This is a genomic window from Brucella pituitosa (assembly GCF_003049685.1).
Lineage (GTDB): Bacteria > Pseudomonadota > Alphaproteobacteria > Rhizobiales > Rhizobiaceae > Brucella > Brucella pituitosa.
This window is the reverse complement of the sequence record NZ_PYSY02000001.1, coordinates 2,480,756-2,505,989: the sequence shown is the minus strand read 5'-3', so window position 1 is coordinate 2,505,989 and position 25,234 is coordinate 2,480,756. Positions and strand designations below refer to the sequence as shown.

Below are 25,234 nucleotides of genomic sequence, written 5' to 3'. Positions count from 1 at the left end.
AACCGAATGGAGACGAATGCCACCGCCTTTCGCTCGGTCAATCGCGGTTACTGGCGATTTTCAGATGCATTTCATGAAAAGGAAAATGGCTGATTTTAATCGCGTCAACCATTCATCAGGATCAGACGTTCCAGTTGTTTGAACGGAAATCCATGGCGAAGGCCGGAGCGGCTTTCCACTTCAGTTCCTTCTTCATGCCGGTGAACACAGCATTCTGATGCAGCACGCTGTAAACCGGATCTTCGCGCTCGCAGATTTCAAGCATACGCTTGATCGCCTTCTTGCGCTCTCCGCGGTCTGTCGAGGTTTCCATGATGACCGACAGCTTGTTGATCTCGTCGTTCGACCAGTCCTTCTTCTGCTGGACTTCGCCGTTCGGGCCAAACTGCACCACCATCGGTGTGATCGGATCGTTGATGTTGTTGGATGCCGACCAGTCGCGAACACCCTTGGTGCCTGCCGGATCATGGATTTGCGCCCAGTTTTCCTTCATCTCGATCTCGACATTCAGACCAACCTGCTTCCACATTTCAACGAGAACCTGAGCAGTCGGGGTCTGGTTGGTGTAGTAGTTGTTGAGCAGACGGTAAGGGATCGCATCGCCCTTATAATTGGCCTGCTTGAGCAGATCGCGGGCGAGTTCCGGTCGAACTGTGGTGGTTCCCAGCCTTCGATGAACATATCGGAGGTGCGGAAGCTTTCAAACTGCAGACCAGCAGGCACAACAGTCTGACCGGCCCAGAGCGAATCCACGATTGCCTGACGGTCGATCGAATGAGTCATCGCGCGGCGAACCAGCGGATCGCGCAGCACTTCATTCTGCGTGTTGAAAATCGTCGTGCGATGGTTCCAGATGGTCGAGCTCTGGACTTCGAGACCCGGATTGTTCGCAACATTGCCGATCTGATCTGGTGGAAGATCGCAGGCGAAGTCATACTGACCGGAAATCAAACCGTTTACGCGGCTTGCAACTTCCGGCACTTCGACGAAGCGGATCTGCTGCAATGGCGGGCGACCGCCCCAATATTCGTCGTGCGCTTCAAGCACCAGTTCTACGTCTGGCTTATAGTCAGCAACCTTGTAAGGGCCGGTTGTGACTGGCTTACGAGCCCAATCGGTATAGGACTTTGCTTCGTTCCAGGCGCGCTTGTTGGCAATCTGCGAACCGAAGGCGTAGAGGCGGCCTTCAAGTGTGACGTCAGGTGTCGCATTGTGGAAACGCACGGTATATTTGTCGACAGCTTCGACACCGCGAAGGGCTGGCCACAGGCGACGCGAAATGCCCGGAATTGCAGCTGGCAGTTCTTTTTCGGTCTGCGGCTTGAAGTTTGCTTCGTAAAGCGTCTTGCCACCCGATGGCTCAGTACCTGCAAAAGGCGCTCATCGGAGAACGAGAAACCACGTCTTCAGCCGTCAGTTCATCGCCATTGTGGAACTTCACACCCTGACGCAGCTTCAACTCAATGGTCTTGTCATCAAGACGCTTCCACTCGGTGGCAAGGCCGGGAACAGGTCCCTGATTGCCCATCCAGTCACGCAGGATGAGACCTTCCCACAAATTCGGGAAGAAGACACGCTCGCCAACATTCGACTGCTCGTTCCAGATGTCGAGCGTGTTGTTGTTGGTGATCTTCTGCACCGCGATCGTGATCGAGCGGCGCTGGTTGGCGCGAACGATGCCCGGCAAGACGAAAGTGCCGGCAGCAGCTCCATCAAACCCAATGCGTGACGACGATTAATAAGCATGCTTTACCCCGAACGATGGCGACCGCCGGATGAACGACGGCCAGCTTTGAGACTGCACGGGGAATAGGCCTCATTTGTAACAGTATTTTCTCAGTTCATTGAAGCTTTGAATGCTTGCGCTTTCGGGGCATCATGAGCGCAACAAAAAACCCGGCACAAAGGCCGGGTTTTGTCACAAATCAGAAGCTTGCTGATTAAGCAGCAGAAGCCTTGATCCAGTCGGCAAGGCGGCTCTTTGGAGCAGCGCCAACCATGTTGGCGGCGAGTTCGCCATCCTTGAACATCAGCAGCGTTGGGATCGAACGCACGCCAAACTGTGCGGCGAGTTCAGGATTTTCGTCGATATTGACCTTGGCGATCTTAACCTGACCAGCCATTTCAGCGGCAATCTCATCAAGAGCCGGAGCGATCATCTTGCATGGACCGCACCATTCAGCCCAAAAATCCACGACGACAGGCTCGCTCGACTGAAGAACGTCCGACTGAAAATTGCTGTTATCGACCTTTACGGTTGCCATAGGGCTATCCTCATATCTGTTTGAGAGCAAAAGACTCAAGAGAAACTGCTCATTTGACTATATCATGTGGCGTGTTGACTGCCATCCGTCAAGTTCTGGTTGGTCACCTTTCCTTGAGAGTCACTGAGCGCCTTCAGTGCTTCATCCATTGAAGCTTCTGGCAATGGCAGCAGATATGGCCCTTCGGTGAACAACAAAGCGGCCTCGACTACCCGTCCCGGATAGAGAGGCGCAAGCAATTCCCGATAGAGCGCCAGCTGCGCGCGATAGGCGAAAGGTACGGCTTCAACACTCTTTGGCGGCGGGCGATTGGTTTTATAATCCACGATCAGAACGCGAGCTTCGTCAACGCTGATGCGGTCGATCTGCCCTGACACGGCATGGTCTTTTCCGCCGAGATTGATCGTACCCATGACCGCCACTTCACCACGCGATCCTTTGGCAAAGACCGGCGCAAACTTTAGATCAGCCAGAATGGTTGCCACACTCGCCCAGGCTTTCGCGCGTTCAGCTTCGGGCCAGTCGGAAGCAATGCGCGCGAGATAGTCCTGCGCAAGCTTTCACGCTCATTTATCGCCACTTCGGGCAGATATTGCAGCAGCATATGGATCGCCGTACCGCGCCTTAACGCGAAAGCCGACGTCTCGCCGCTCTGTCCCAGAACGGGCGACAACGTATCGAGCGGTGGCTCCTCATCCGCTTCAATCAATGCCGATGCGCCCGATGGGGCAAGGGGACGCGGCAGCCCCGGTTCCGGCTTTATCGGCTTTTTAAAGTCGTCTGGCAGTGGCGGCAGTTCTGCGACTTGCACCACTTCAGGCTCGGCAATCTCAGTCAAACCGCGCGGCGTGTTGCGGTAGCGTCGGGCGGCAACGCCCGAAACCGGGTGCACAAAGGTTTCAGCCTTTGTTGTCAGCGCATCTTCGACCAGCCTGTGCCATGTCTCGCCGCTTTCACGCGATCCGCGATAGCCACAGACAATCAGCCGGTCCTCCGCACGCGTCATTCCTACATAGAGCAGGCGGCGATATTCTTCTTCGGCGCGCACCTTCAGGCCCTCAATCTGCGAAGCCAGAAAGCCGGTTTGATAACCAGCATTGGGTTGCCAGAGATAGCCTTTCACCTGTGGTCCATCATTAGTAAGATCAAACGGAATGAGCTTTGGTGCGCGCGTCCCGCTCCAGACGGCATTGCCCGGATCAACCAGAAACACTACAGCGCCTTCAAGCCCTTTGGCGGCATGAACCGTCATGATACGCACTTCGTTGCGGCCCTGATCAAGTTCGCGCTTGATTTGCGGCGAGGCTGCATCGAGCGTTTCCAGAAATGCCTGCATGCCCGGCAGGCAGCGCGTTCAGCGGAAAGCGCATAGTTCTGAAATTCGTCGATAATATCGCCTGCTTCCGGCCCAAGCCGCGCAAGCAACTTACGCCGAGCACCATCCGCACTCAAAACCCGCGCATAGAACTCGAAGATTGGCATGGTATCGGCCATATTGCGCCAGCGGCTCAGCGTCTTGTGCACACCGATCAATGCCGGTTCTTCAAGGGATGCATGATAGAGACGCTCAAACAGTGTTTCGCCGCTCTTGCGCGGATTGGCCAATGCAAACAGCCTGTCATCATCCCAGCCAAACAGCGGACTTTTAGAAGCGAAGCCAATGACAAATCATCTGACGGCTGTAAACGAAACGCCCCAGCGCCATCAAATCCTGAATGGCGATGTGGCTTGTAAGCTTGAGGCGGTCGGCACCAGCCACCGGCACATGGCGCTCTTTGAGTGCCCGCGAAAGCGCTGGCATGAACTGATCGCGCTTACGAACCAGCACCATAATATCTTTCGGCGCAAGTTTGCGGTTCTGACCTGGAATGGTTTCGCCGCGATCAAGCCAGTAGCGAATGGTTTCTGCAATCTGTTCGGCAAGTTTTATGGCAGGTGCCTGCAAGTGGTCGACCGGCACGCGCCAGTCATCCGGCTCCTCAACCACTTCCGGCGTCAGCATATCCCAGATTTCTACCTCACCCGGCTCCTGATCGCGAATGGCAGAGTGAACGGTGGCCCCTGACAAGCCGCGATTAGCCTCTGGACGCGAGAACACTTCATCTACCGCCTGCAAAACATCTGGCGCAGAGCGGAACGAGAAATTCAGGCGGACCTCTTTAAACGTAAGGTCTGCATCACGAGCCTTGGCACTGATGGCTTTACCTTGAATAGCAAAGTCTTCCGGCACGGCCCCCTGAAACGAGTAGATCGACTGCTTTTCATCGCCCACGGCAAACAGCGTGCGCTGCACGTTGCGCTGACCGAGGCCTGAGAAAAACTCTTCCGACAACATGCGGATGACCTGCCACTGATCGGGACTGGTATCCTGTGCTTCATCGACCAGAATATGATCAATGCCGCGATCAAGCTTATACTGCACCCATTGCCCTGCCCCATCACGCGCCAGAAGCGCCACCGTGCGGGTAATTAGGTCTTCAAAGTCGAGCAGGCCGCGCTTGCGTTTCAAATCATGATAGCGCTGCAGGAGATTATCAATGAGTGTGAGCCCGGCCAGATTTAGCCGGATAAGCCGCAGCTCCTTGATCTTGTCGAGACCAAGTTCAACACGCATTGCTGCGGCATTAAAATCTTCTTCGAAATCCGGCAGCAGCTTTTACGGCAGCCGAGCCCACATAAGACCCGGATTTGGCCTCGCCCGTCGCCTTCAGGAAGGAAGCACGCAGAACGGCTTCCTTGTCGAAACTGCTTTTCACTTTCTCATATTGCTTGAGCTGCAACGCGAAGTCATGCGCGCGTGCCGCACCCTTCTGGATCGACAAAATGAGATCGAGTGCATCTTCGGAAAATTCCGGCACCGGCCACATATCATCCAGTAGATCGGATTCGCGCGTGTCGGGCCTGAAACGGAAATGCCGGTGCAAAGTCTCGCTGCGCTCATCCGCATTGCCAAGCGCCATAATGTATTGCTGCAAGCCATTGCGGCGGCCCACGGCTTCATCAAGCAGTGCCTGCAAACCCATCTCGCCTGCTGCCTGCATGACATCGGCAAAAGCGTTTGCCAGTTCCGGATCGCCGCCGCCATGTGCGGTCTCAAGCTGCGGCGCGCTTCGCCAACAAGGGCCGCCTGCATGAGATCGTCCATCATCTCGAAGTGGCCTGCGATGTTCGCCTCAAGCGGGAACTGATGCAGGATCGCTTCGCAGAATGCGGATGGTCTGGATTTTCAGCCCGCCTGGCGTTTCAAGCGCCCGCGCAAAAAGCCTGCGTGCCACGGCAAGCCGTGTCGCTCCCGGACGCCTGCCTTCAAGCTTGACAAGCCTGTCGGCCAAATCCTCATCCGGCAACATTGCCCATTCAGACAATCGCGCAAAAACACGGTTCTGCATGACGGCCGCTGCCGCCTTGGTATAGGTGAGGCAGAGAATTTTCGACGGGTCGGTGCCTTCGAGCAGCAGCCGGATAACGCGCTCAGTCAAAACGTGAGTCTTGCCGGAACCGGCATTGGCCGACACCAGACAGAGGCCAGCGGATTGGCGGCACTGGCCTGCGCTGCAATTGTTTCCGGTGGAATCACACGTTGCTTTTCATTCGCCGCCCTCCCGCCAGCATCACCACCAGCGGACCATTCCAGCACGCGTGCCAGATGATCATAATCGCCCGTCAAATCTGTCTCACGAAAAGGAAGCGCGCGGGAAAGATAACCCTTAGCCGGATTCTGATAGTCGGTCAGCAACTGCGCCAGTCGCTGCCATGCCTCTTCACCAAGGGCGGGTGCAGTTTTTTCCGAAGGCGGCCTGCCAATTTTTAAAATCGACTCGGGCTTCACCTCGCCGCCTGCCCGCAATCGCACATAGGTCAGATCAGACGCTCGAACCGCGCCCAGATCGGAAAAAGCACCCCGCGCAAGAAGAGCTGCTTCCAGCGCCAACTGTGGCGACAAGAGAACATGCGCCTGTCTTGGCGATGGCGTGGAGCCGGTCTTATAATCGATCACTTCCGCTGTCCCATCACGCATCAGATCGATACGATCGGCACGGCCCGACAAAGTGATGCCAAGACTTTCAACCTCGCGCTTATCCGACGAAATTTCGGCAAAGCGGGTTTGAACATTATAAGCGCGTTCCCGCTCCCATTCGAGGAATTGCGGAATAAGAGCGGTAAAACGCGGCCACCAGACTGCTTCTATCTCAATGGGTAGATCCATTTCGCCAAAGAAATGCCGGCCAAATTCTTCGAGCTGCACGGCTGCATCGGGAGCCAGCGGATCAATGCCCTCTTCGGTGAAATGCCCGAGAATGTCGTGAAAAAGCGTCCCACGTTCTGCAGCTGCCGGATCGCGGATCAACGGCTCCAGCGGACGCAGTTTCAGAATCTTTTGGCAAAGATCGCGGATCGCGACGCAGGGTTTCGATTTCCGTGACCGAAAAATGCTTGGGCCGTGCGCTTACGGGCGGTGCCGGTTCCGGGCGTTTGACAAAAGGCACATCAGGCGCCTGATCGATTTCACGCGCCCAATGGATAAAACGTTGCCCACGCGAGCGCATATCCTTGGTCACATCTGAACCCAGAACCGTTTCAAGCCGCTGCAACCAGCGCGACGGAATAGTTGGTGCATTGTCCGAACGCTGCGAACGCGACAGCACGACATGATCCATGCCGAGCGCCATCTGGAAATCGTGCGCTGCAAGGCCGGTACGGCGCTCAGGTGGATCAAGCGCGATCATCGCCTTCATAGGGCGCGACATGAACGGATCATTGCGCGTCTTGGCGGGCCATGTGCCTTCGTTGAGGCCACCGATCACCAACGTATCCATGGTCTGCAAACGCGCTTCCAGCGCACCCCAGATGAAGACGCGCGGATGGCCGCCCGGATGTGGCTTAACGGTTTCGCCCGACATCAGAGCTTCAAGAATTGCGGGCCATTCAATAGCCTCAAAATCCAGTCCCGCTTCGCTCGCCACAAGCTGACGCAGAAATGAAGCCAACTTCTCGCCATGCTCCCCGGAATAATAACGCGTGACGCTTTCGCTTTCATCACGCGCCAGATTTTCCAGCGCTTCCACAGTTGCCCGTGTAATCTCGCCAATATCCGTTCGCCGGTTAATGGTGGCAAAAGGTGCCAGCGGCGCAACAGCTTCCGACAGGTTCACGCAAAGCGCGCGCGCCGCTTCAATCATGTCAGGCGTAACAGTCGCGTGCCATGCCGGTTGCCATGACTGGCTGGCGCTTTCTTCCATGCGGCGATCGAAAAAGGCGGGAAGATCGATGATCGATGCCCTACCCGTACCGCCACGGAACGCCACCAATTCAAGCGTTTCCGCAGCCAGTCGCCGTTCGATACGTTTGCCACCAAGCCGCAGCATCGGATGCTTGACCAGCGCCAATAGGGCCACCGGATCGCCGGGGTTGAACACCGTTTCGACCATGAGACGCATCAGCGTCGCGGTTTCGATATCGCGCAAATGGCGGCCGCCGGAATCATCGGCGTCGATGCCAAAGCGGGCGAGTTCGCCCACCACGCGCGCGAGATTTCTATCGGCAGTAACCAATGCAGCGGTCTTGTTTTCATCGCTGATCGCATCGCGAAGCGCCAGGGCCACTGCCAGCGCTTCCTCACGCTCATTAGCGGTTTCAATCAGATCGATCTTTTGAGCCGATTGCAGCAATGCTTGGGGCTGCATATCCGCATCGCGGTTAAGCAGGCTCCATGCATCCGTGGTTTCCGCCGGTCGCAGTGCTTCGCTGACCACACGCTCCAGCACGCGCTTGTTAACCGGCATATCTTCGATATGCTCGACGTCCTCGCGCAACACCCAATGGCCTGCAACAACTTGTGGAGACCATATTGCGGATGGCCGAAGGTGGACGGATTATCATCCGAGGCCCCCAGCATGTTCCACGCGCCTTCATCAAGATCACGATCCAGTCCCGGCAGAACCACAGCGCCTTGCGGCAGTCGGGCAATGACTGAAACGAGCTCGGCAGTCGCGGGAATGGAGCCTGTGGAACCAGCCGCAATCACAGGCCCCTGAGGCGGATGATCGCGCAGTCGTCGCACCTCGCCCCAGATCAGTTCATTGCGGTGCGCTGCCGGATTGGACAGCTTGCGCTCTTCCAGAATTTCCGGCCAGAGTTTCGTGACAATATCGAGAAAGCCGAGCGTAACCTGCCACCAGTCGGCAAGGTCATCAGGCGCAATGTGGCAAGCTCGCTCCATTTGGCATTGTCGGTTTCGACCTGGTCCATCAGGCCAGCCAGATCACGAGCCAAATCGCGTCAGAGGTTGTTGCGGGAACCGAAATATCATCGACCCCAAACAGCGCCCGCACATGCGCAGGCAGCGATTCACGCCATGGACGAATGAGACGCGCCAACAATAGCAGGCGCTCGGCCTTGCCAATTGGCGGATTGAGATCGAATATGCCGCTTGTAGCCGCGTTGAAAAGCCGCGTCTTCGTCCACATCGCCCAACGGGCGAATGGTGGAAGGATCGCAGATTTAGCCGGATTCATATCAACCAGAATGGAACGAAGCGCACGCGCGGCGCGCGGCGCGTCGGCACATAGATGGTGGCGCTCGCTAGTGCCAGTGGATCAGACACATTACCCGGAAAGCCTTCAATCAAACGGCCTTCCAGAAGTGCCTTGGCAAAGGCTGGTAGAAAAGCTGTGCCGGATGGAATGGAAAAAAGCTTTGGCCTCGTAATGGTCATTCCGCCATGCTCTCCTTACGCAATTGCGGAAAGCACAGCCTCCGCCTCGCCGATTGCTTCCGGTGTTCCCACCGTCAGCCAATGCCCGGTCATGGGCATACCATAAAGACGCCCGGCTGCAATGGCTTCATCAAAATAGCGGTTGAGCGATGAAACACCCGCTCGGCTTTCGCAAAATACGCGGATGAATGATTGCTGCACCGGCATAGATGACGGGATCGCCCGCGACATCGCGCAGACGGCGCAAGCGCCCCTCAACATCCGCAACGAAGTCGCCCTTGCCTTCAAAACCTGTTGCCTGATCGAGCCGGGCCGTCATGAGAAGGATATCCATGCAGGCATCGTCCCATGCATCACGAAGAGCCGTGATATTCGGCTTTGCTTCATCCCCAACCCAGAACGTATCGGCATTGAGTACGTAGAACGGCCTACCCCCTGCTGCGGCAGCACATTGACGATACCACCCGCGGAATCAAGTAGCAGATCGCGCTCGTCGGAGATCGTGATTTTCGGCTCTGCACGGTTGGCAAGATAGTCGATCAGTTGGTCGGCTAAGTAATGAACATTGACGATTGTATTCTCAACGCCTGCTACTGCCAGCGCATCCAGCCCCCAGTCGATCAGCGGCTTACCAGAAACCTTAACCAGTGGCTTGGGCATGGTTTCGGTGATCGGGCGCATACGCTTGCCAAGACCTGCTGCAAGCATGATCGCTGTATCAGGAAGTGTCATTGTTGCTCCAGCAAAGCGAGATCGTCAAACCAGCGGGCTACCGGCGCCATGACCGGATGCTTTAAGACGCGACCGAGATAGTCATGAATGCGTGGCAGATGCGCGAGATAATGCGGCTTGCCATCACGCTCATCAAGACGCACGAACAAGCCCAGCAGCTTGGCGTTGCGCTGCGCACCCATAGCGGCATAGGCCATCCGGAAAGCCGCTTCGTCAAACACATGGCCAAGCTTGCGGCGTTCATCACAATAGGCATCAACCACTGCCTTTTCGAGCTCCGACGTAATCGTCACGCGGGCATCAAGCGCCAGTGAAGCCACATCATAGGCAGCTGGCCCGATCATCGCGTCCTGAAAGTCGATGGTGCCGATTTTGTCTACACCTTTCGCATCCTCAAACCAGAACAGGTTTGGTGAGTGATAATCGCGCAGCAGCAGGCTTTTTTCGCAATCGGCGATATCGGTCAGAACCTCATCCCATGCCGCCTCATAGGCTGCAACTTCGGCTTCAGTAAGCTTGCGGCCCATGATGCGTGGCGCATACCATTGTCCCACGAGGCTCACTTCCATGATCATCGCATCGCGGTCAAATCCTGCAATGATATGATCGAGATGGCCCGGAACCGGCGCCTGATCTGGCCACTGAACACCGTGAAGATGCGCCAGAAACCGTCCCGCTGCCTCATAGCGTTCAGCGACAGGTTCGCCGGAGGGTGCGCGGATGCCTTCTGTTCCCAGATCCAAGGATCAGAAGCCCCGCATCAATATCCATTGCGCGCATTTCTGGCACCCGCAAACCATGCGCTGCAAGCAGGCCGTCAATAGCCACGAAAGCCTGAATATTCTCTGCAATATGCGCGAGCTGGCGATAGGATTTTCCGTTGCGCAGCGGTGGATCATAGGGCATCGCCGGTGCATTCATCAGAACTTCGACACCATGTGCGCTTGTAATGATCTCATATTTGCGCGGTGAAGCATCGCCCTGCAAATAGCGGCGTGTGGCAGCTGCCCGGTCGTTGTTTTCAAGGAAAGCCCGGATGTCGAGCGTACGCTGAAGCCGCGCAATCGCAGCCTCGGGACCTGCAATGGCAATGCGCCGCCCTGCCCTTCATGGGTTAATGTCACGGCGAAGCTTGGCTCCGGCAGAAAACCTTCCGCCTGCTCCGGCCATTCGGACAGCACCACACCATCTTCGAGGAATTCGACAAGCCCCAGTTCGTCCAGCTCCTCACCATGCGAAATCCGGTAAAGATCAGCGTGCGCCACGGGGATGCGCAAAGCCTCATAGCTCTGCACCAGCGTGAATGTCGGGCTTGGCACCTCAAGCCCCTCATCATCGGCAATCGCACGGATGATCGCGCGGGCGAGCGAGGATTTACCGGCACCAAGATCGCCCGATAAAGTGACGAGATCGCCTTTGATCAGCGCTAAAGCGAAATCCTCGCCAAAGCGCTGTGTAGCGGCTTCATCGGGCAGGAACAATTCAAGACGGGTTATCGGGCTATTGATTGGGGTGCTCATGCAGCACCATTTACCTTATTCGGCGGCAACACGGAAGCTGCGCGCTCCGATGGGAAGCGACAAATAACCGTCGTTCCAATATCCGCACCTGTTTCGATCTCTACGCGGCCACCATGCAGCTCGACAAAGCTTTTGACGATGGAAAGTCCCAAGCCCACGCCCCGCTTGCGCCCGCCATTCTGATAGGCCTGAAAACGCTTGAAAACCGTATCCAGCACATCGCCCGGCATGCCCGGGCCATCATCATGCACGGCAAAGACGATATCCGTACCATCGCGAGCCACTTGAAGCGCGACCGTCGAACCTTCCGGCGCATAATTGGATGCATTGGACAAAAGGTTGAACAGGACCTGCCGCACGCGGTTGGCATCGGCTCTAAAGGTTTCGACATCGTCAGCAATATCGATATCGAGCCCGATATCATGTTCGTGCAGACGCTCGCTGACGCGCTTTGCAGCAGCGGAAATCTCGTTGGTCACCGATACATCATCAATATCGAGTTGCATGATACCGGCATCGACCGTCGCAAGGTCAAGAATGTCGTTGACGATGGTCAGAAGCACCGCAGACGACGTGCCGATATGATCTAGATATTCGAGCTGGCGTTCGTTGAGCGAACCAAAGGTTGGCGTTTGCAGCAGTTCGGTAAAGCCGATGATATTGGTCAGCGGCGAGCGCAGCTCATAGGAAACATGCTGCACGAAGTCGTTCTTGATCTGATCGGCGAGCGAAAGCGCTTCGTTCTTTTCCTTCAATGCCCGTTCCACACGCACCGTATCGGTGACATCGATGAAGGTGAGCATCGTCTGACCTTTAGGCAGCGGCACCACGGCAAAAGAAAGGATGACACCATCATCAAGCTCCACCTGCCCCATGCGCCCGTTGCGTTCGTCAAGGAACCCAGTGACTGAGGAAACGAAATCGTCCCAGATACCATCGCCGCCGCGTTGGCCGCAGAGCTTGGAAATGGTCGAAATATGCGTGCCTTCAACGGTAATCGCTGCGGGCAGCGACCAGAGATCGGCAAAAGATGGATTGGAAAGGCGCAAACGGCCATCAGAGCCAAACACCGCAACCGCTTCCGCCAGATGGTCGAGTGTTTCACCCTGAACCTTGATCAGCGTATTGTAGCGGCCTTCAAGCTCGAACTTTTCGGTCATGTTCTCGAAGAACCATGTCACGCCACCTTGCGGATGCGGATTGGCGACGACACGCATGATGCGCGTATCCGGCAAGTGCCACATATGTTCTTCCGGCTCGACCGCGCGGTAGGCGGAAAGCAGAGAATCCTTCCACTTTCGCCATTCCGGCTGCTCAGGCAGCTTTCCTTCGGAACGAAGCCGATCAAAGAGCAGTGTGTTGCTCGGATGTGTTTCAAGCCATGCCGTATCAAGCGACCAGAGCGAAACGAAAGCCTGATTGAAGAATTGCAGCTTCATATCCGGATCGAAAATTGCCACCGCCGTCGAAAGCTGATCGAGCGTCTCAGCGTGGCTCTTCAGGGTGCGGTTCAGTTCCTCACGCACCTGTTCCACTTCACTCAAATCAAAACCAAGGCCAGCAGAGCCTGCCTCAGCGCTCACATCGGTGACATCATAGATCCGGCGGTCGCCGCGCACCACAGCAGGCATTTGCTCACGCATATCCGGCTCGGCAAAGCGGTCGCGCTCCAGACGCTGACGGGCCTGCGCGCCAAAAAGCTCCCGGCCTTCCGAGCTTGCCTGCGTGCCGTCCGCGGCATCCACTGCGCGCGCATAGGCACCATTGACCCATTCGATACGTCCATCGGAACCACGCACCCAGACCGGCTGTTCAATCCGGTCCAGCAGATGGCGTAAGAGCGCAAGCTTTTCAGAGAGTTCGCGGTTCTGCGATTGCAATGCTGCGCGCTCCGCCTGCACGCCTTGAAGGCTCAGGAAGCGCACAATCGCAAAACTGCCCGACGTGCGACCATAAACATCCAGAAGCGTGCCGTTGACAGTTTCAACTGTCAGATCAAAAGCATGAGCCTGCTCGCGCAAGGCCGAAACCGCGCGTTCAAGCTCGGTCACAGATTGCGGACGAAGCCAGCGACCAAAGGCCAGAAAATGCGAACGGTCCTGCGGCGCACCGCAATCAAACGGCAATTGTCCGACGACATCGGCGCGTGCGCCATGTGCATCCCAGACAACGATGCGCTGATCTTTGAGGTTAAGCAATGCGTCATTGCGTTGTGCAGCCAATCCCATATCGGACAGACGCGAGCGCAATTCATTGTTTTCATTGGCGATCTTGGAACGGTCGCGGATCAGCCAGCCAGCAGACAAAAGGGCCGCACCCATGGCACCCAGAAAAATCGAAAACTGGATGACTTCAAAAGCACCGACACTGCCACCAAATGGCAGGTCTATGCGCGTGGAATTTTCAGCACCTTGTGCAAATGCTGCCGGAGCCGCCGCAACAAGTGCGGCAAAGGAAACCGTTGCCTTGAGGATGACCCGTTTGAGAGGGCTGAAGCCAAGCGAAAGCGAACCTTTCAGGTGCCTGCCTGCGCTGAATGCGGATTTGCTCCGCAAGCTCCCCGTTGAGCCAACCTCTGGCATATTTCCCTTGTCTCCGCCGCCCGGAAGCCTCCTCAAAAAGGGTGCTCCTGTATTTCAAAATGCTTCATTCGGACCCTCGCGCATCGCCACAATGCTGAAAGCCAGACATGTTTCGAGGATGAATAGGTCGCCCGTCTTTCGCCTGAACTGGCAAAAAACGCCCAACGCAAACACCCGTCAAAACACATTGATTCGTCTTCACAATACCCTCACCGTGAATCCGCGTGAAGCGTGTTGCACGCAAAAATAAAGGCCGGGCAACGTAAAGATGCCCGACCTACAAGATGTAGCAGTATGGTTAACGGGTAATTAATACCTGTAGTGTTCCGACTTGAATGGGCCTTGTGGCGTTACGCCGATATATGCGGCCTGTTCCTCAGAAAGCACAGTCAGCTTTGCGCCGAGCTTGTCGAGATGCAGACGCGCAACCTTCTCGTCGAGGTGCTTTGGCAGGACATAGACTTCATTCTTATACGCGTCAGTGCGCGTAAAGAGTTCGATCTGACCCAGCACCTGATTGGTGAAGGACGCTGACATAACGAAGCTTGGATGGCCCGTTGCATTGCCAAGATTGAGCAGACGACCCTCCGAAAGCAGGATGATGCGCTTGCCATCCGGGAATTCAACCAGATCGACCTGTGGCTTCACATTGGTCCACTTGAGATTACGAAGACCTGCAACCTGAATTTCATTGTCGAAGTGACCGATATTGCCAACAATGGCCATATCCTTCAGCTTGCGCATATGGTCAAGCGTGATGACGTCCTTGTTGCCGGTCGTCGAGATCACGATATCGGCGGTCGAAGCGGCATCATCGAGCGTTACGACTTCAAAGCCGTCCATTGCAGCCTGAAGCGCGCAGATTGGATCAACTTCCGTGACCTTGACGCGAGCGCCTGCGCCTGCGAGCGATGCTGCAGAGCCTTTGCCAACATCGCCATAACCGCAAACGACGGCGACCTTGCCAGCCATCATGACGTCGGTGCCGCGACGGATGCCGTCAACCAGCGATTCCTTGCAGCCATACTTGTTGTCGAACTTCGACTTGGTGACGCTATCATTGACGTTGATTGCCGGGAAGGGCAGGAGACCCTTCTTCTGCAGCTGGTAAAGACGGTTGACGCCCGTGGTGGTTTCTTCGGTCACACCCTTGATCGCATCGCGCTGTTTGGTGAAGAAACCTGGCGTTTCAGCCATACGCTTCTTGATCTGTGCGAACAGAACTTCTTCTTCTTCGCTTTCAGGCTTGGAAAGAACGTCTTCGCCAGCTTCAGCGCGTGCGCCGATCAGGATGTACATGGTGGCATCGCCACCATCATCGAGGATCATGTTGGACGGCTGACCATCCGACCACTGGAAGATCTTGTCGGTATAGGTCCAGTATTCTTCTAGCGTTTCGCCCTTGATGGCGAAAACCGGCGTGCCGGTTGCTGCAATTGCTGCCGCAGCATGATCCTGCGTCGAGAAAATATTGCACGATGCCCAGCGCATCGGCACCCAGAGCCTTCAGCGTCTCGATCAGGACAGCTGTCTGGATTGTCATATGCAGCGAGCCAGAAATGCGTGCGCCCTTGAGTGGCTGTGATTTGCCAAACTCTTCGCGCGCAGCCATCAGGCCCGGCATTTCGGTTTCAGCAATATCGAGTTCCTTACGGCCCCAGTCAGCGAGGCTCATATCCTTGACGACAAAATCCTGACTTGCGGTCATCATCTGCTCCAATCAAATTGATTTTGAAGCCCCGAACAAAATAATGACAAAGGGCTTCGGCTGGCGTTCTGATTAGCAGATCAGCACGCACAGCACAACGCAACATAAAGAAATCTTTATGTGTCTATATCAATTGATTGCGAAGCGGCAGAACGCGTGGAGACTCAGCATTCCTCGCCGAATTTATCGGCGATAAGCGCCTGAAGCGCATCGAGAACGGCATCGGCCTGTTCGCCGGATGCACGGACATCGATACAGCAGCCGGGTGAGGCTGCCAGCATCATGAGGCCCATGATGGATGTGCCGCCCACCGTCATACCGTCCTTGCTAACACGAACATGGGCATCATAACTGTCCACAAGCTGCACGAACTTGGCCGAAGCGCGGGCATGAAGCCCGCGCTTGTTGACGATCTCAAAGGACCGCGACAAAGCGCTATCGGCATCGTATTCGCCAGTAACGGCCACGGTGGGATGCATGATTACTTTCCTGTGAGAACCTGGCTTGCGACGTTGATATATTTGCGTCCGGCATCCTGCGCTTCACGCAACGCCGTCTTAATGTCGCCAGCAATGCGAACGCTCGAAAGCTTGATCAGCATCGGCAGGTTCACACCTGCAATGACCTCGATCTTGCCTTCCTCCATCACCGAAATCGCCAGATTGGACGGCGTGCCGCCAAACATATCCGTCAGAACAATGACACCTCTGCCGCTATCGGCGCGCTCGACAGCATCGACGATATCCCGACGACGCTGTTCCATGTCATCTTCCGCACCGATACATACGGTCTCGAAATTGTCTTGCGGGCCAACTACATGCTCAACAGCATGGAGAAACTCCTCGGCCAGCCTTCCGTGCGTAACAAGCACGAGTCCGATCATACTTTAAAAGCTCCTGTCGCGTGCCCGCCGCTTTAACCCGCCAAAGGCGCAGATGGCACTAAAACCCTGCCGGTCCTTAACCGACGAGTTGTGCATCTTGGCAGGGCAAATCTTGATAGCAAGTGAAAAATTTCGGCATTGCCTTGAAAAGCAAAATGCCGCAGCGTTAAGCACGCTTTTGAACACGGCAAAAACACCGGCACTGGCCTCAGGGCCAGGGTTTAGAAAACAAAGTAGCCTCTATAGCCCGCGAAAGCGCGTTGGAATCGCCATTCGATGAAAGGGCAGGAGCAGCAGGCGCGGAACTTCAACACCTTCGAAATGCCATTTTTCATCACTCGGATAGCGTTCGGCCCCATCACGGTCGACCAATTTGACCACGAGATCGAGTGGCGTCTGTTCCACATAAGCAACAGTGAAAAGGCCCGCGCCACGAATTTCGACACCTCCGGCCAAGGTTTGCGGAACACTCGCAATCAGCTTACCGCTTTCCACATGCAATAAAGTGCGGTCGTCGGCGACAAGACAAGCCTGCTCATTGCGAACAATCGCACGTTCGACAAGGGTGAGGGCCAGTTCGGTCTTACCTGCGCCGGACTTGCCCATTAGCATGACACCACGACCCTGCAATTGCACAGTCGTCGCATGAAGGCCGCTTTTTTCCTCTTCGGGTGTCATGTCGGAATCACGCGCTGGCCGGAAGATCGACGATGAAGCGCGCGCCTTTCATATGATCTGGCCTGTGATCGGGTATGGCTGGATCGATGATATTTTCTGCGGTCAGCGTTCCGCCATGCGCCTCGATAATCTGGCGGCTGATCGAAAGACCAAGGCCGGAATTCTGGCCAAAAGCCTCAGAAGCCGGGCGGTCTGTATAGAAACGCTCAAAGATGCGCTCGATATTTTCGATCGGAATGCCGGGCCCATTATCTTCGACAAGCACCCGCAAACGGCTGCCTTCGCCGCTCAGCGTGACAACGATACGCCCTGTATCATCGGGGACGAAGGAGCGTGCGTTTTCGATAAGATTGCTGATGACCTGTCCAAGACGCAAATCATGACCGGCAACGAAGAAACCTTTTTTGCCGGACGGCAATTTGCCGGTATTAAACACGATCTCGGTGCCAACCTTGTTTCGGCGCACTTCGCGCGCGGCAGCCACCAGACCGTTCAGCAGCGTCTTCATATCAACGCGATCAGAATGCTCGCGTGCCAGTTCCGCATCCAGTCGCGAAGCATCCGAAATATCGGTAATCAGGCGGTCGAGGCGGCGGACATCGTGCTGAATGACGTCGAGCAGGCGTTTGCGCGAATCATCATTCTTGGCAAGCGGCAAGGTTTCAACCGCGCTTCGCAGCGAGGTGAGGGGGTTTTTCAGCTCGTGACTCACGTCAGCCGCGAAACTCTCAATCGCCTCGATGCGGGTATAAAGCGCATCGGTCATCGCACGGATAGAGGTCGACAAATGGCCAACCTCGTCCTGGCGTTCAGAGAAATCCGGGATTTCCTCGCGGCTTTTCACACCAAGACGCACGCGGTCTGCTGCTGCAGCCAGCTTTCTCAGCGGGCTTGCAATGGTGGACGCCAGAAACAGCGACAGGATCACCATGACAGCAGCAACAACACCGAACACGCGGAAAACGGCCATGCGCTCGCCCTGCACGATCTTGTCGATGTCGTCACCTTCAGTCGAAAGCAGGAGGACACCCAGAATGGCACGCGATTGCTGGATTGGTACGGCGACCGACACCACCAGCTCCCCTTGCTGGTTACGGCGCTGTGCCGTTTGCGGCGAGCCGGTCAGTGCGCGAACGATTTCCTGATAGGCCAGACCATTGCCGCCTGGCTGCTCCTGATAAAGCGGCAGACCGCCGCCATAGAATAGACGGGAAAACCAGCCTGTGAAACGCTCCCAGACACTTGGCGTATCTTCTTCGATTGCTGGCAGATCATAGCGGAATACCGGACCGCCAGAAGCGAAAGCTGGCGCGTAAAGCGAGCGGGAATCGAGCAGGAGATTCGCATAATGATCGTAAATGCGCGCGCGCGTGCTGGTCGGTGAAATCAACTGGCGCAAGAGCGGTGATACTTTTTCCGGATTGATCGGAAATTCCCAGTTATCAGGCGAATCAGGTGATGGCGTGATGCTCTGCCCTGCCTGAAGCTCCAGAAGCTTTTCCGGATCGATCATCAGCGAATTGGTGTCGACCGTGGCGGAAGAGGAAATCGCAGCAGCGATGATCTTGCCCTGTGTGAGCAGACTTTCGATCTTGGCATCAATCAGACCCTCGCGGAACTGATTCATATAGAGAATGCCGGAAACCAGCACGGCAAGGGCTGCAAGATTGAGAAACAATATGCGGCGTGTCAGACTGGAGAACAGAAACTGACCGAGAAACCGGCTGAAAGGCGCAAAAAGACGACGCAGGAAAAGCGAGCGTTGCCGCCGCGCCCTACGCTCTCATGGTAACGGCACTGTCTTTCCGGGTTTCGGCGACCATGTCGCTTCGATCTAGCCTTCTTATTGAGCATCACCGGGCCTCTGAAAGCCCGGCGATTTAAAGCGTGTCGTGTTTTATCATATTCATACGACACGCTTTAATTCTTTGTTTTTGCACATGTCTTTATCCCAAAACCGGCTTCCACTTTTGGGAGACATGCTCTCATAACTTTATTTCACGCTTCGCGGAAGCGATAACCGACGCCATAGAGCGTTTCGATCATCTCGAAGTCGTCATCAACCGACTTGAACTTCTTGCGCAGACGCTTGATGTGGCTGTCGATGGTTCGATCATCCACATAGACCTGCTCATCATAAGCCGCATCCATCAGCGCGTCACGGCTTTTCACAACACCCGGGCGTTGTGCAAGCGAATGAAGGATGAGGAATTCTGTGACAGTGAGCGTTACCGGCTCACCTTTCCAGGTGCAGGTATGGCGTTCCTGATCCATGACCAGCTGGCCGCGTTCCAGCGACTTGGCCTGCTGACCGGTCGGCTTTGCAGTGCCGTCGCGCGCAGCAACACGGCGCAGAACAGCCTTCACACGCTCAACAAGAAGGCGCTGCGAGAACGGCTTGGTGATGAAATCGTCGGCCCCCATCTTGAGACCGAACAATTCGTCGATCTCATCGTCCTTGGACGTCAGAAAGATGACCGGAAGATCGGATTTCTGGCGCAGGCGGCGCAGCAATTCCATACCGTCCATACGCGGCATCTTGATATCAAAGATCGCAAGGTTCGGTGGACGCGCCATCAGGCCATCCAATGCGGAAGCCCCATCGGTATAGGTCTCTACGCGATAGCCTTCCGACTCCAGAGCAATGGAAACGGAGGTCAGAATGTTGCGGTCATCGTCGACCAGCGCAATTGTCTGCGTTGCCGAAGCTTCCTTCATGCGGACCTTCTCCTTTTTTAACCGCCCCGATTACATCAGCGGCAGAAATTACCGAACGCCTTCTGGCGTCTCGACTTTAAACCCTCTTTGTCAACTCACTGGAGCGTTGGTCCAGCTGTCTGACAAATCAATACTATAATAGTCGTCCCGCTTGTGCAGTACAAATTAGGTACAAAATGTGGCAACGGCTCAACTTGCCATCGATGCCCCAAAGCGAAACGTTTTTGCCGCTTAACGCAATCGAGAATTGTTCCAGACTGGAAATACACGGAATAACGCAAGATTAAACGATTTAAAAAGTTTCAATTTTTAAATCGATTAAATATTTGATTTGATTTAATTAATCTGTTTCTGACTGCCATCCCGGATTTAAAATGAAATCGGGACAACAAATTTTTGAACCAGATGGCGGAGAGACCATGAAAGAGATCGGCATTCACAATACTGCCGCTTCCATTGCCACTTCAGGATTGAAGGAACTGTCCGCAGTCTTTTATAATTTTGGACCGGCACGGCTTTATGAAGAGACAATTCGCCGTGGCGAAGCAGAGCTTTCCGCGCAGGGTGCACTTGTTGCGCGCACTGGCCAGCACACGGGCCGTTCGCCAAAAGACAAGTTCGTCGTTCGCGATGTAAACACCGAAGATCAGGTCTGGTGGGACAACAACAAGCCCATGACGCCGGAAGCTTTCGAGCTCTATGCCGATTTCATCGAGCATGCGAAAGGCAAGGAGCTTTTCGTACAGGATCTCATCGGCGGCGCTGATAAAGACAACAAGATCAATGCGCGCGTTGTCACCGAATATGCATGGCACTCGCTGTTCATCCGCAACCTGTTGATCCGTCCGGAAGAAGCAGCCCTTGCGTCTTACCTGCCTGAAATGACCATTATCGATCTGCCTTCCTTCAAGGCTGATCCTGCACGATATGGTGTGCGCACCGAAACTGTCATCGCAGTTGATCTCACCCGCAAGATCGTTTTGATCGGCGGCACGTCCTATGCTGGCGAAATGAAGAAGTCGGTCTTCACCGCACTCAACTATCTTCTGCCAGCCAAGGGCGTCATGCCGATGCATTGTTCGGCCAATGAAGGCCCCAACGGCGATACGGCTGTATTCTTTGGCCTGTCCGGCACCGGCAAGACCACGCTTTCTGCAGATCCAAGCCGCACACTGATCGGTGACGATGAGCATGGCTGGGGCGAACATGGCATCTTCAATTTCGAAGGCGGCTGCTATGCCAAGACCATCCGTCTTTCGGCAGAAGCCGAACCTGAAATCTTCGCCACCACACAGCGCTTCGGCACTGTTCTGGAAAATGTCGTGCTGGATGCAAACCGCCAACCAGATTTCGACGATGGTTCGCTCACGGAAAACACCCGCTGCGCCTATCCGCTTGACTTCATTCCGAACGCATCTGCATCGGGCAAGGGCGGTCAGCCGAAAAACATCATCATGCTCACCGCTGACGCTTTCGGCGTGATGCCTCCAATTGCCAAGCTGACACCTGCACAGGCCATGTACCACTTCCTGTCGGGTTACACCGCCAAGGTCGCGGGTACGGAAAAAGGCGTGACCGAACCGGAAGCAACGTTTTCGACCTGCTTTGGCGCACCGTTCATGCCGCGTCATCCGTCCGAATACGGCAATCTCTTGCGCAAGCTGATCGCAGAGCACAAGGTCGATTGCTGGCTGGTCAATACCGGCTGGACCGGCGGCGCTTATGGCACTGGCAAGCGTATGCCGATCAAGGCGACGCGTGCGCTTTGTCTGCAGCTCGACGGCTCACTCAACAATGCGGAATTCCGCACCGATCCGAATTTCGGCTTTGCCGTTCCGGTTGAAGTGCCGGGCGTGGACGCTTCCATTCTCGATCCGCGTTCGACCTGGGCCGACAAGGCCGCATACGATGCACAGGCCAAAAAACTTGTCGATATGTTCGTGAACAATTTCGAGAAGTTCGAAAGCCATGTCGATCACGATGTGAAGGATGCCGCACCGGCAACCCAGATCGCTGCAGAATAGCTTTTTCTGCGCATGTCTCCCAAAGACCAGTTCCCACTTTTGGAAGGCGTGCATTAAACATCCTGAGGAGGAGGAGAAGCCCGGCCGAAAGGTCGGGTTTTCCTTTTGTCTAATGGACAAAAAGCGGTGTATCACTTCGCATCATGGAAGAAAGCCGCAACATCATCCGCATCACCAACCGCCTGACCATCCACGAGGATGAGGAGAGCTTTATTCGCTCATCCGGTCCCGGCGGTCAGAACGTCAACAAGGTTTCCACCGCTGTCCAGCTGCGTTTTCACGCCAGCCAATCCGGCCTGCCGGAAGATGTGCTTTCCCGTCTTTTCAAGCTTGCCGGTCAGAAGGGCACCAAGGATGGGGACATTCTGATCGAGGCCAATCGCTTCCGCACACAGGAACGCAACCGCGAAGATGCACGTGAGCGGATGATTGCGCTGATCGCCAAGGCGGCTGAACCACCGCCACCGCCGCGCAGGAAAACCAAGCCGACAAAAGGCTCGATCGAACGCCGCCTTAAGGCCAAGTCCGGGCGATCGGATATCAAGAAGGGCCGCGGCAAGGTTTCTTACGATTAAAATCTCCAGACTGTGGGAACAGACGACATGACAATCAATTATCACGAACTTGAAACCAGCCATGGCCGCATTGCGGTGCGTGAAAGTTCAGGCGAGGGCGCACCCTCCTGATGATCCATGGCAATTCAAGTTCGGTGCCATTTTGCGCCGCAGCTCGAAGAAGAAATCGGCAAGAAGTGGCGTGTGATCGCGCCTGATCTTCCGGGCCATGGCAAATCATCCGATGCCATCGACCCCGACCGCAGCTATTCGATGGAAGGCTATGCGGACGCGATGACGGAAGTCATGCAAAAGCTCGGGATTGCCGATGCTGTCGTTTTCGGCTGGTCGCTCGGCGGACATATCGGCATCGAGATGATTGCCCGTTATCCTGAAATGCGGGGCCTGATGATCACTGGGACGCCGCCTGTCGCGCGCGAAGAAGTAGGGCAGGGGTTCAAGAGCGGTCCTGATATGGCACTCGCCGGACAGGAAATCTTTTGGGAACGCGATGTGGAATCCTACGCTCGCAGCACCTGCGGCGAACCATTCGAGGCATCGCTTCTCGATATCGTTGCACGCACCGACGGACGCGCACGCCGCATCATGTTTGAAAAATTTGGCTCTGGCACCGGCGGCAACCAGCGCGACATCGTAGCGGAAGCACAACTCCCCTATCGCGGTCGTCAATGGCCGTGACGAGCCTTTTTGTTGAACTCGATTTCGTGTCGAAAGTGAAATTCGGCAATCTGTGGGAAGGTAAAACCCACGTTATCGACAATGCAGGTCATGCGCCATTCCGCGAAGCACCAGCAGAATTTGACGCTTATCTCGCGCGCTTTATCCGCGATTGCACACAATAAACACTCTGTTGCAAACGGCATCAAATGATGCCGTTTGACGACTTCCCACATCTGCCCCGCGCCCTAGGTTATCCTTCAGGATTGTGAAAGGTGGAAATCATGGGCATGACTGTTGCGGATCTTCTGGCTCAAACCTTGGCCGAAGCGGGTGTTAAGCGTATCTGGGGTGTTACGGGCGACAGCCTCAACGGACTGAATGACAGCCTCAGACGACTTGGCAAAATCGACTGGATGCATGTCCGTCACGAGGAAACCGCAGCCTTTGCCGCGGGTGCAGAAGCAGCCATCACCAGCGAACTGGCCGTTTGTGCGGGAAGCTGTGGTCCCGGCAATCTTCACCTCATCAATGGTCTGTTCGACTGCCATCGCAATCACGAGCCGGTGCTGGCCATTGCAGCACACATTCCCTCATCGGAAATTGGCCTTGATTATTTTCAGGAAACCCATCCGCAGGAACTCTTCCGCGAATGCAGCCATTTTGTCGAGCTGGTTTCCAATCCTGCGCAGATGCCCGAAGTGCTGAACCGTGCCATGCGTGCGGCCATCGGCAAACGCGGTGTGGCGGTGATTGTCATTCCGGTGATGTCGCGCTCAAGCAGGCGCCTGAAGGTTCAAAGCAAAACTGGACACCGGTCTCGCTTCCGCGTGTGATCCCTGCCGATCAAGACGTTGCGAAACTCGCAGACATTCTCAATGGGTCTGAGAAGATCACCATTCTGGCAGGCAGTGGCTGTGCCGGTGCGCATGATGCAGTGGTCTCACTGGCTAAACGGCTTGAAGCACCAGTTGTTCCGCTGCGCGGCAGGAACATGTCGAATGGGACAACCCCTTCGATGTGGGCATGACCGGCCTGATCGGCTTTTCGTCCGGCTATCACGCCATGCTCAACTGCGACACGCTGCTGATGCTCGGCACCAGTTTCCCTTATCGCAACTTCTATCCCGACAAGGCCAAAATCGTTCAGATCGACAATGATCCTTCGCAGCTTGGTCGCCGCGCACCGCTGACTTTTGGCGCAACGGGTGACGTGTCTGAAACGATCACAGCCCTGCTGCCGAAGCTTAAATCGGGCCGCAACACGAAATTTCTCGATGCCGCCAAGACCCATTACACCAAGGCGCGTGAAGCGCTGGACGATCTGGCGCAACCGTCAAAGCCCGGTCAGCCGATCCATCCGCAATATCTCACACGTCTTATCGACGAGATAGCTGATGACAATGCAATCTTCACCGCTGATGTCGGCACGCCGACTGTCTGGGCTGCACGCTATCTCACCATGAATGGCAAGCGCCGCCTGCTTGGGTCGTTCAATCATGGCTCAATGGCCAATGCGATGCTTCAGGCACTTGGTGCAAAGGCTACAGCGCCTGATCGACAGGTCGTCTCGCTTTCAGGCGATGGTGGTTTCACCATGATGATGGGCGATTTCTTGTCGCTCAAGCAGCTTAATCTGCCAGCCAAGATCATTGTCTATAACAATGGTTCACTGGGTTTCGTCGCCATGGAAATGAAGGCCGGCGGCTATCTGACCTCCGGACCGATCTCGACAATCCGAATTTTGCAGCAATGGCGGAAGCCATCGGCATCAAGGGTTTTCGCGTGGAAGAATCCGCTGATTTGCCGAATGCTTTGAAGCAAGCCTTTGCCCATGACGGTCCGGTTCTGGTTGATGTGGTGACGGCCAAGCAGGAGCTTGTGATGCCGCCAAAGATCAAGGCGGAGCAAGCCAAGGGCTTCAGCCTTTATATGCTCAAAGCCATCATCAGCGGACGTGGCGATGAAATCGTTGAACTCGCCCGTACCAATCTTGGACGGTAGGACAGGGCTTTTCCAACGGCTTTGCTAATTAAGTGTCCGTACCTATTGAGCAATTTCCGGAAATTCCTGCCTTGACCAATTTGAAAGGGGCTGTAGTTTGTTCCCCATTGATTGGCCACAAGAAGCGCTGGCTCATCTCTGGTTCTGATATTTGATTGCATGCAGCAATAAGTTA

Annotated in this window: 7 protein-coding genes and 10 pseudogenes; 4 read left to right on the top strand and 13 right to left on the bottom strand. The window is 55.5% G+C overall.

From position 1 onward, the window contains the following. Positions 1–121: 121 nt before the first annotated feature. The 13 genes and pseudogenes from C9380_RS28505 to C9380_RS12260 form a co-directional block, all read right to left on the bottom strand. A pseudogene (locus C9380_RS28505) lies at positions 122–1,746 on the bottom strand (ABC transporter substrate-binding protein). A gap of 194 nt (positions 1,747–1,940) precedes the next feature. After that, complete coding sequence (gene trxA, locus C9380_RS12310; protein WP_007872546.1) at positions 1,941–2,264, bottom strand: thioredoxin; 324 nt, start codon at positions 2,262–2,264, stop codon at positions 1,941–1,943. A gap of 62 nt (positions 2,265–2,326) precedes the next feature. Then, a pseudogene (gene addA / locus C9380_RS27395) lies at positions 2,327–5,841 on the bottom strand (double-strand break repair helicase AddA). 24 nt (positions 5,842–5,865) lie between these two features. Beyond that, positions 5,866–8,979 (bottom strand): annotated as a pseudogene (gene addB, locus C9380_RS26825) (double-strand break repair protein AddB); the annotation flags it as partial. Positions 8,980–8,994: 15 nt separating this feature from the next. Next, positions 8,995–9,711 (bottom strand): annotated as a pseudogene (locus tag C9380_RS12300) (nucleotidyltransferase family protein). After that, positions 9,708–11,219: pseudogene (tsaE, locus tag C9380_RS12295) on the bottom strand (tRNA (adenosine(37)-N6)-threonylcarbamoyltransferase complex ATPase subunit type 1 TsaE). The pseudogenes C9380_RS12300 and tsaE overlap by 4 nt, the downstream one beginning before the upstream one ends. A gap of 27 nt (positions 11,220–11,246) precedes the next feature. Beyond that, positions 11,247–13,813: pseudogene (locus C9380_RS12290) on the bottom strand (sensor histidine kinase). A gap of 309 nt (positions 13,814–14,122) precedes the next feature. Further along, positions 14,123–15,521: pseudogene (ahcY, locus tag C9380_RS12285) on the bottom strand (adenosylhomocysteinase). 164 nt (positions 15,522–15,685) lie between these two features. Then, entirely contained in the window at positions 15,686–16,000 is a 315-nt protein-coding gene (locus tag C9380_RS12280; RefSeq protein ID WP_024898423.1) for an HPr family phosphocarrier protein, read from the bottom strand. A gap of 2 nt (positions 16,001–16,002) precedes the next feature. Further along, positions 16,003–16,404 carry a PTS sugar transporter subunit IIA gene (locus C9380_RS12275; RefSeq protein WP_024898424.1) on the bottom strand — a complete coding sequence of 134 codons (402 nt, stop codon included), beginning with the start codon at positions 16,402–16,404 and terminating at the stop codon, positions 16,003–16,005. A gap of 208 nt (positions 16,405–16,612) precedes the next feature. After that, a pseudogene (locus C9380_RS12270) lies at positions 16,613–17,082 on the bottom strand (HPr kinase/phosphorylase). A gap of 7 nt (positions 17,083–17,089) precedes the next feature. Beyond that, a complete protein-coding gene (locus C9380_RS12265) occupies positions 17,090–18,832 on the bottom strand; it encodes a sensor histidine kinase (RefSeq protein ID WP_128093607.1) in 1,743 nt (580 codons plus the stop codon). 248 nt (positions 18,833–19,080) lie between these two features. Then, a complete protein-coding gene (locus tag C9380_RS12260; protein ID WP_024898427.1) occupies positions 19,081–19,800 on the bottom strand; it encodes a response regulator transcription factor in 720 nt (239 codons plus the stop codon). A gap of 419 nt (positions 19,801–20,219) precedes the next feature. On the opposite strand from C9380_RS12260, the gene C9380_RS12255 reads away from it, so the two are divergent. The 4 genes and pseudogenes from C9380_RS12255 to poxB all read left to right on the top strand — a co-directional run bounded on the left by C9380_RS12255 (position 20,220) and on the right by poxB (position 25,059). Next, entirely contained in the window at positions 20,220–21,824 is a 1,605-nt protein-coding gene (locus tag C9380_RS12255) for a phosphoenolpyruvate carboxykinase (protein ID WP_128093606.1), read from the top strand. Positions 21,825–21,967: 143 nt separating this feature from the next. After that, positions 21,968–22,399 (top strand): alternative ribosome rescue aminoacyl-tRNA hydrolase ArfB, encoded by a 432-nt coding sequence (gene arfB / locus C9380_RS12250; RefSeq protein WP_128093605.1) that lies wholly within the window; start codon positions 21,968–21,970, stop codon positions 22,397–22,399. Between the two features lie 27 nt (positions 22,400–22,426). Continuing rightward, a pseudogene (locus C9380_RS12245) lies at positions 22,427–23,241 on the top strand (alpha/beta fold hydrolase). Positions 23,242–23,340: 99 nt separating this feature from the next. Continuing rightward, a pseudogene (gene poxB / locus C9380_RS12240) lies at positions 23,341–25,059 on the top strand (ubiquinone-dependent pyruvate dehydrogenase). The last annotated feature ends 175 nt before the right edge of the window (positions 25,060–25,234 follow it).

What these genes read in the sequence shown, in the direction of transcription:
- C9380_RS12280 (WP_024898423.1), bottom strand. Translation starts at nt 16,000, where the DNA reads ATGCATCCCACCGTGGCCGTTACTGGCGAATACGATGCCGATAGCGCT.
- C9380_RS12275 (WP_024898424.1), bottom strand. Translation starts at nt 16,404, where the DNA reads ATGATCGGACTCGTGCTTGTTACGCACGGAAGGCTGGCCGAGGAGTTT.
- C9380_RS12260 (WP_024898427.1), bottom strand. Translation starts at nt 19,800, where the DNA reads ATGAAGGAAGCTTCGGCAACGCAGACAATTGCGCTGGTCGACGATGAC.
- C9380_RS12255 (WP_128093606.1), top strand. Translation starts at nt 20,220, where the DNA reads ATGAAAGAGATCGGCATTCACAATACTGCCGCTTCCATTGCCACTTCA.
- arfB (WP_128093605.1), top strand. Translation starts at nt 21,968, where the DNA reads ATGGAAGAAAGCCGCAACATCATCCGCATCACCAACCGCCTGACCATC.
- trxA (WP_007872546.1), bottom strand. Translation starts at nt 2,264, where the DNA reads ATGGCAACCGTAAAGGTCGATAACAGCAATTTTCAGTCGGACGTTCTT.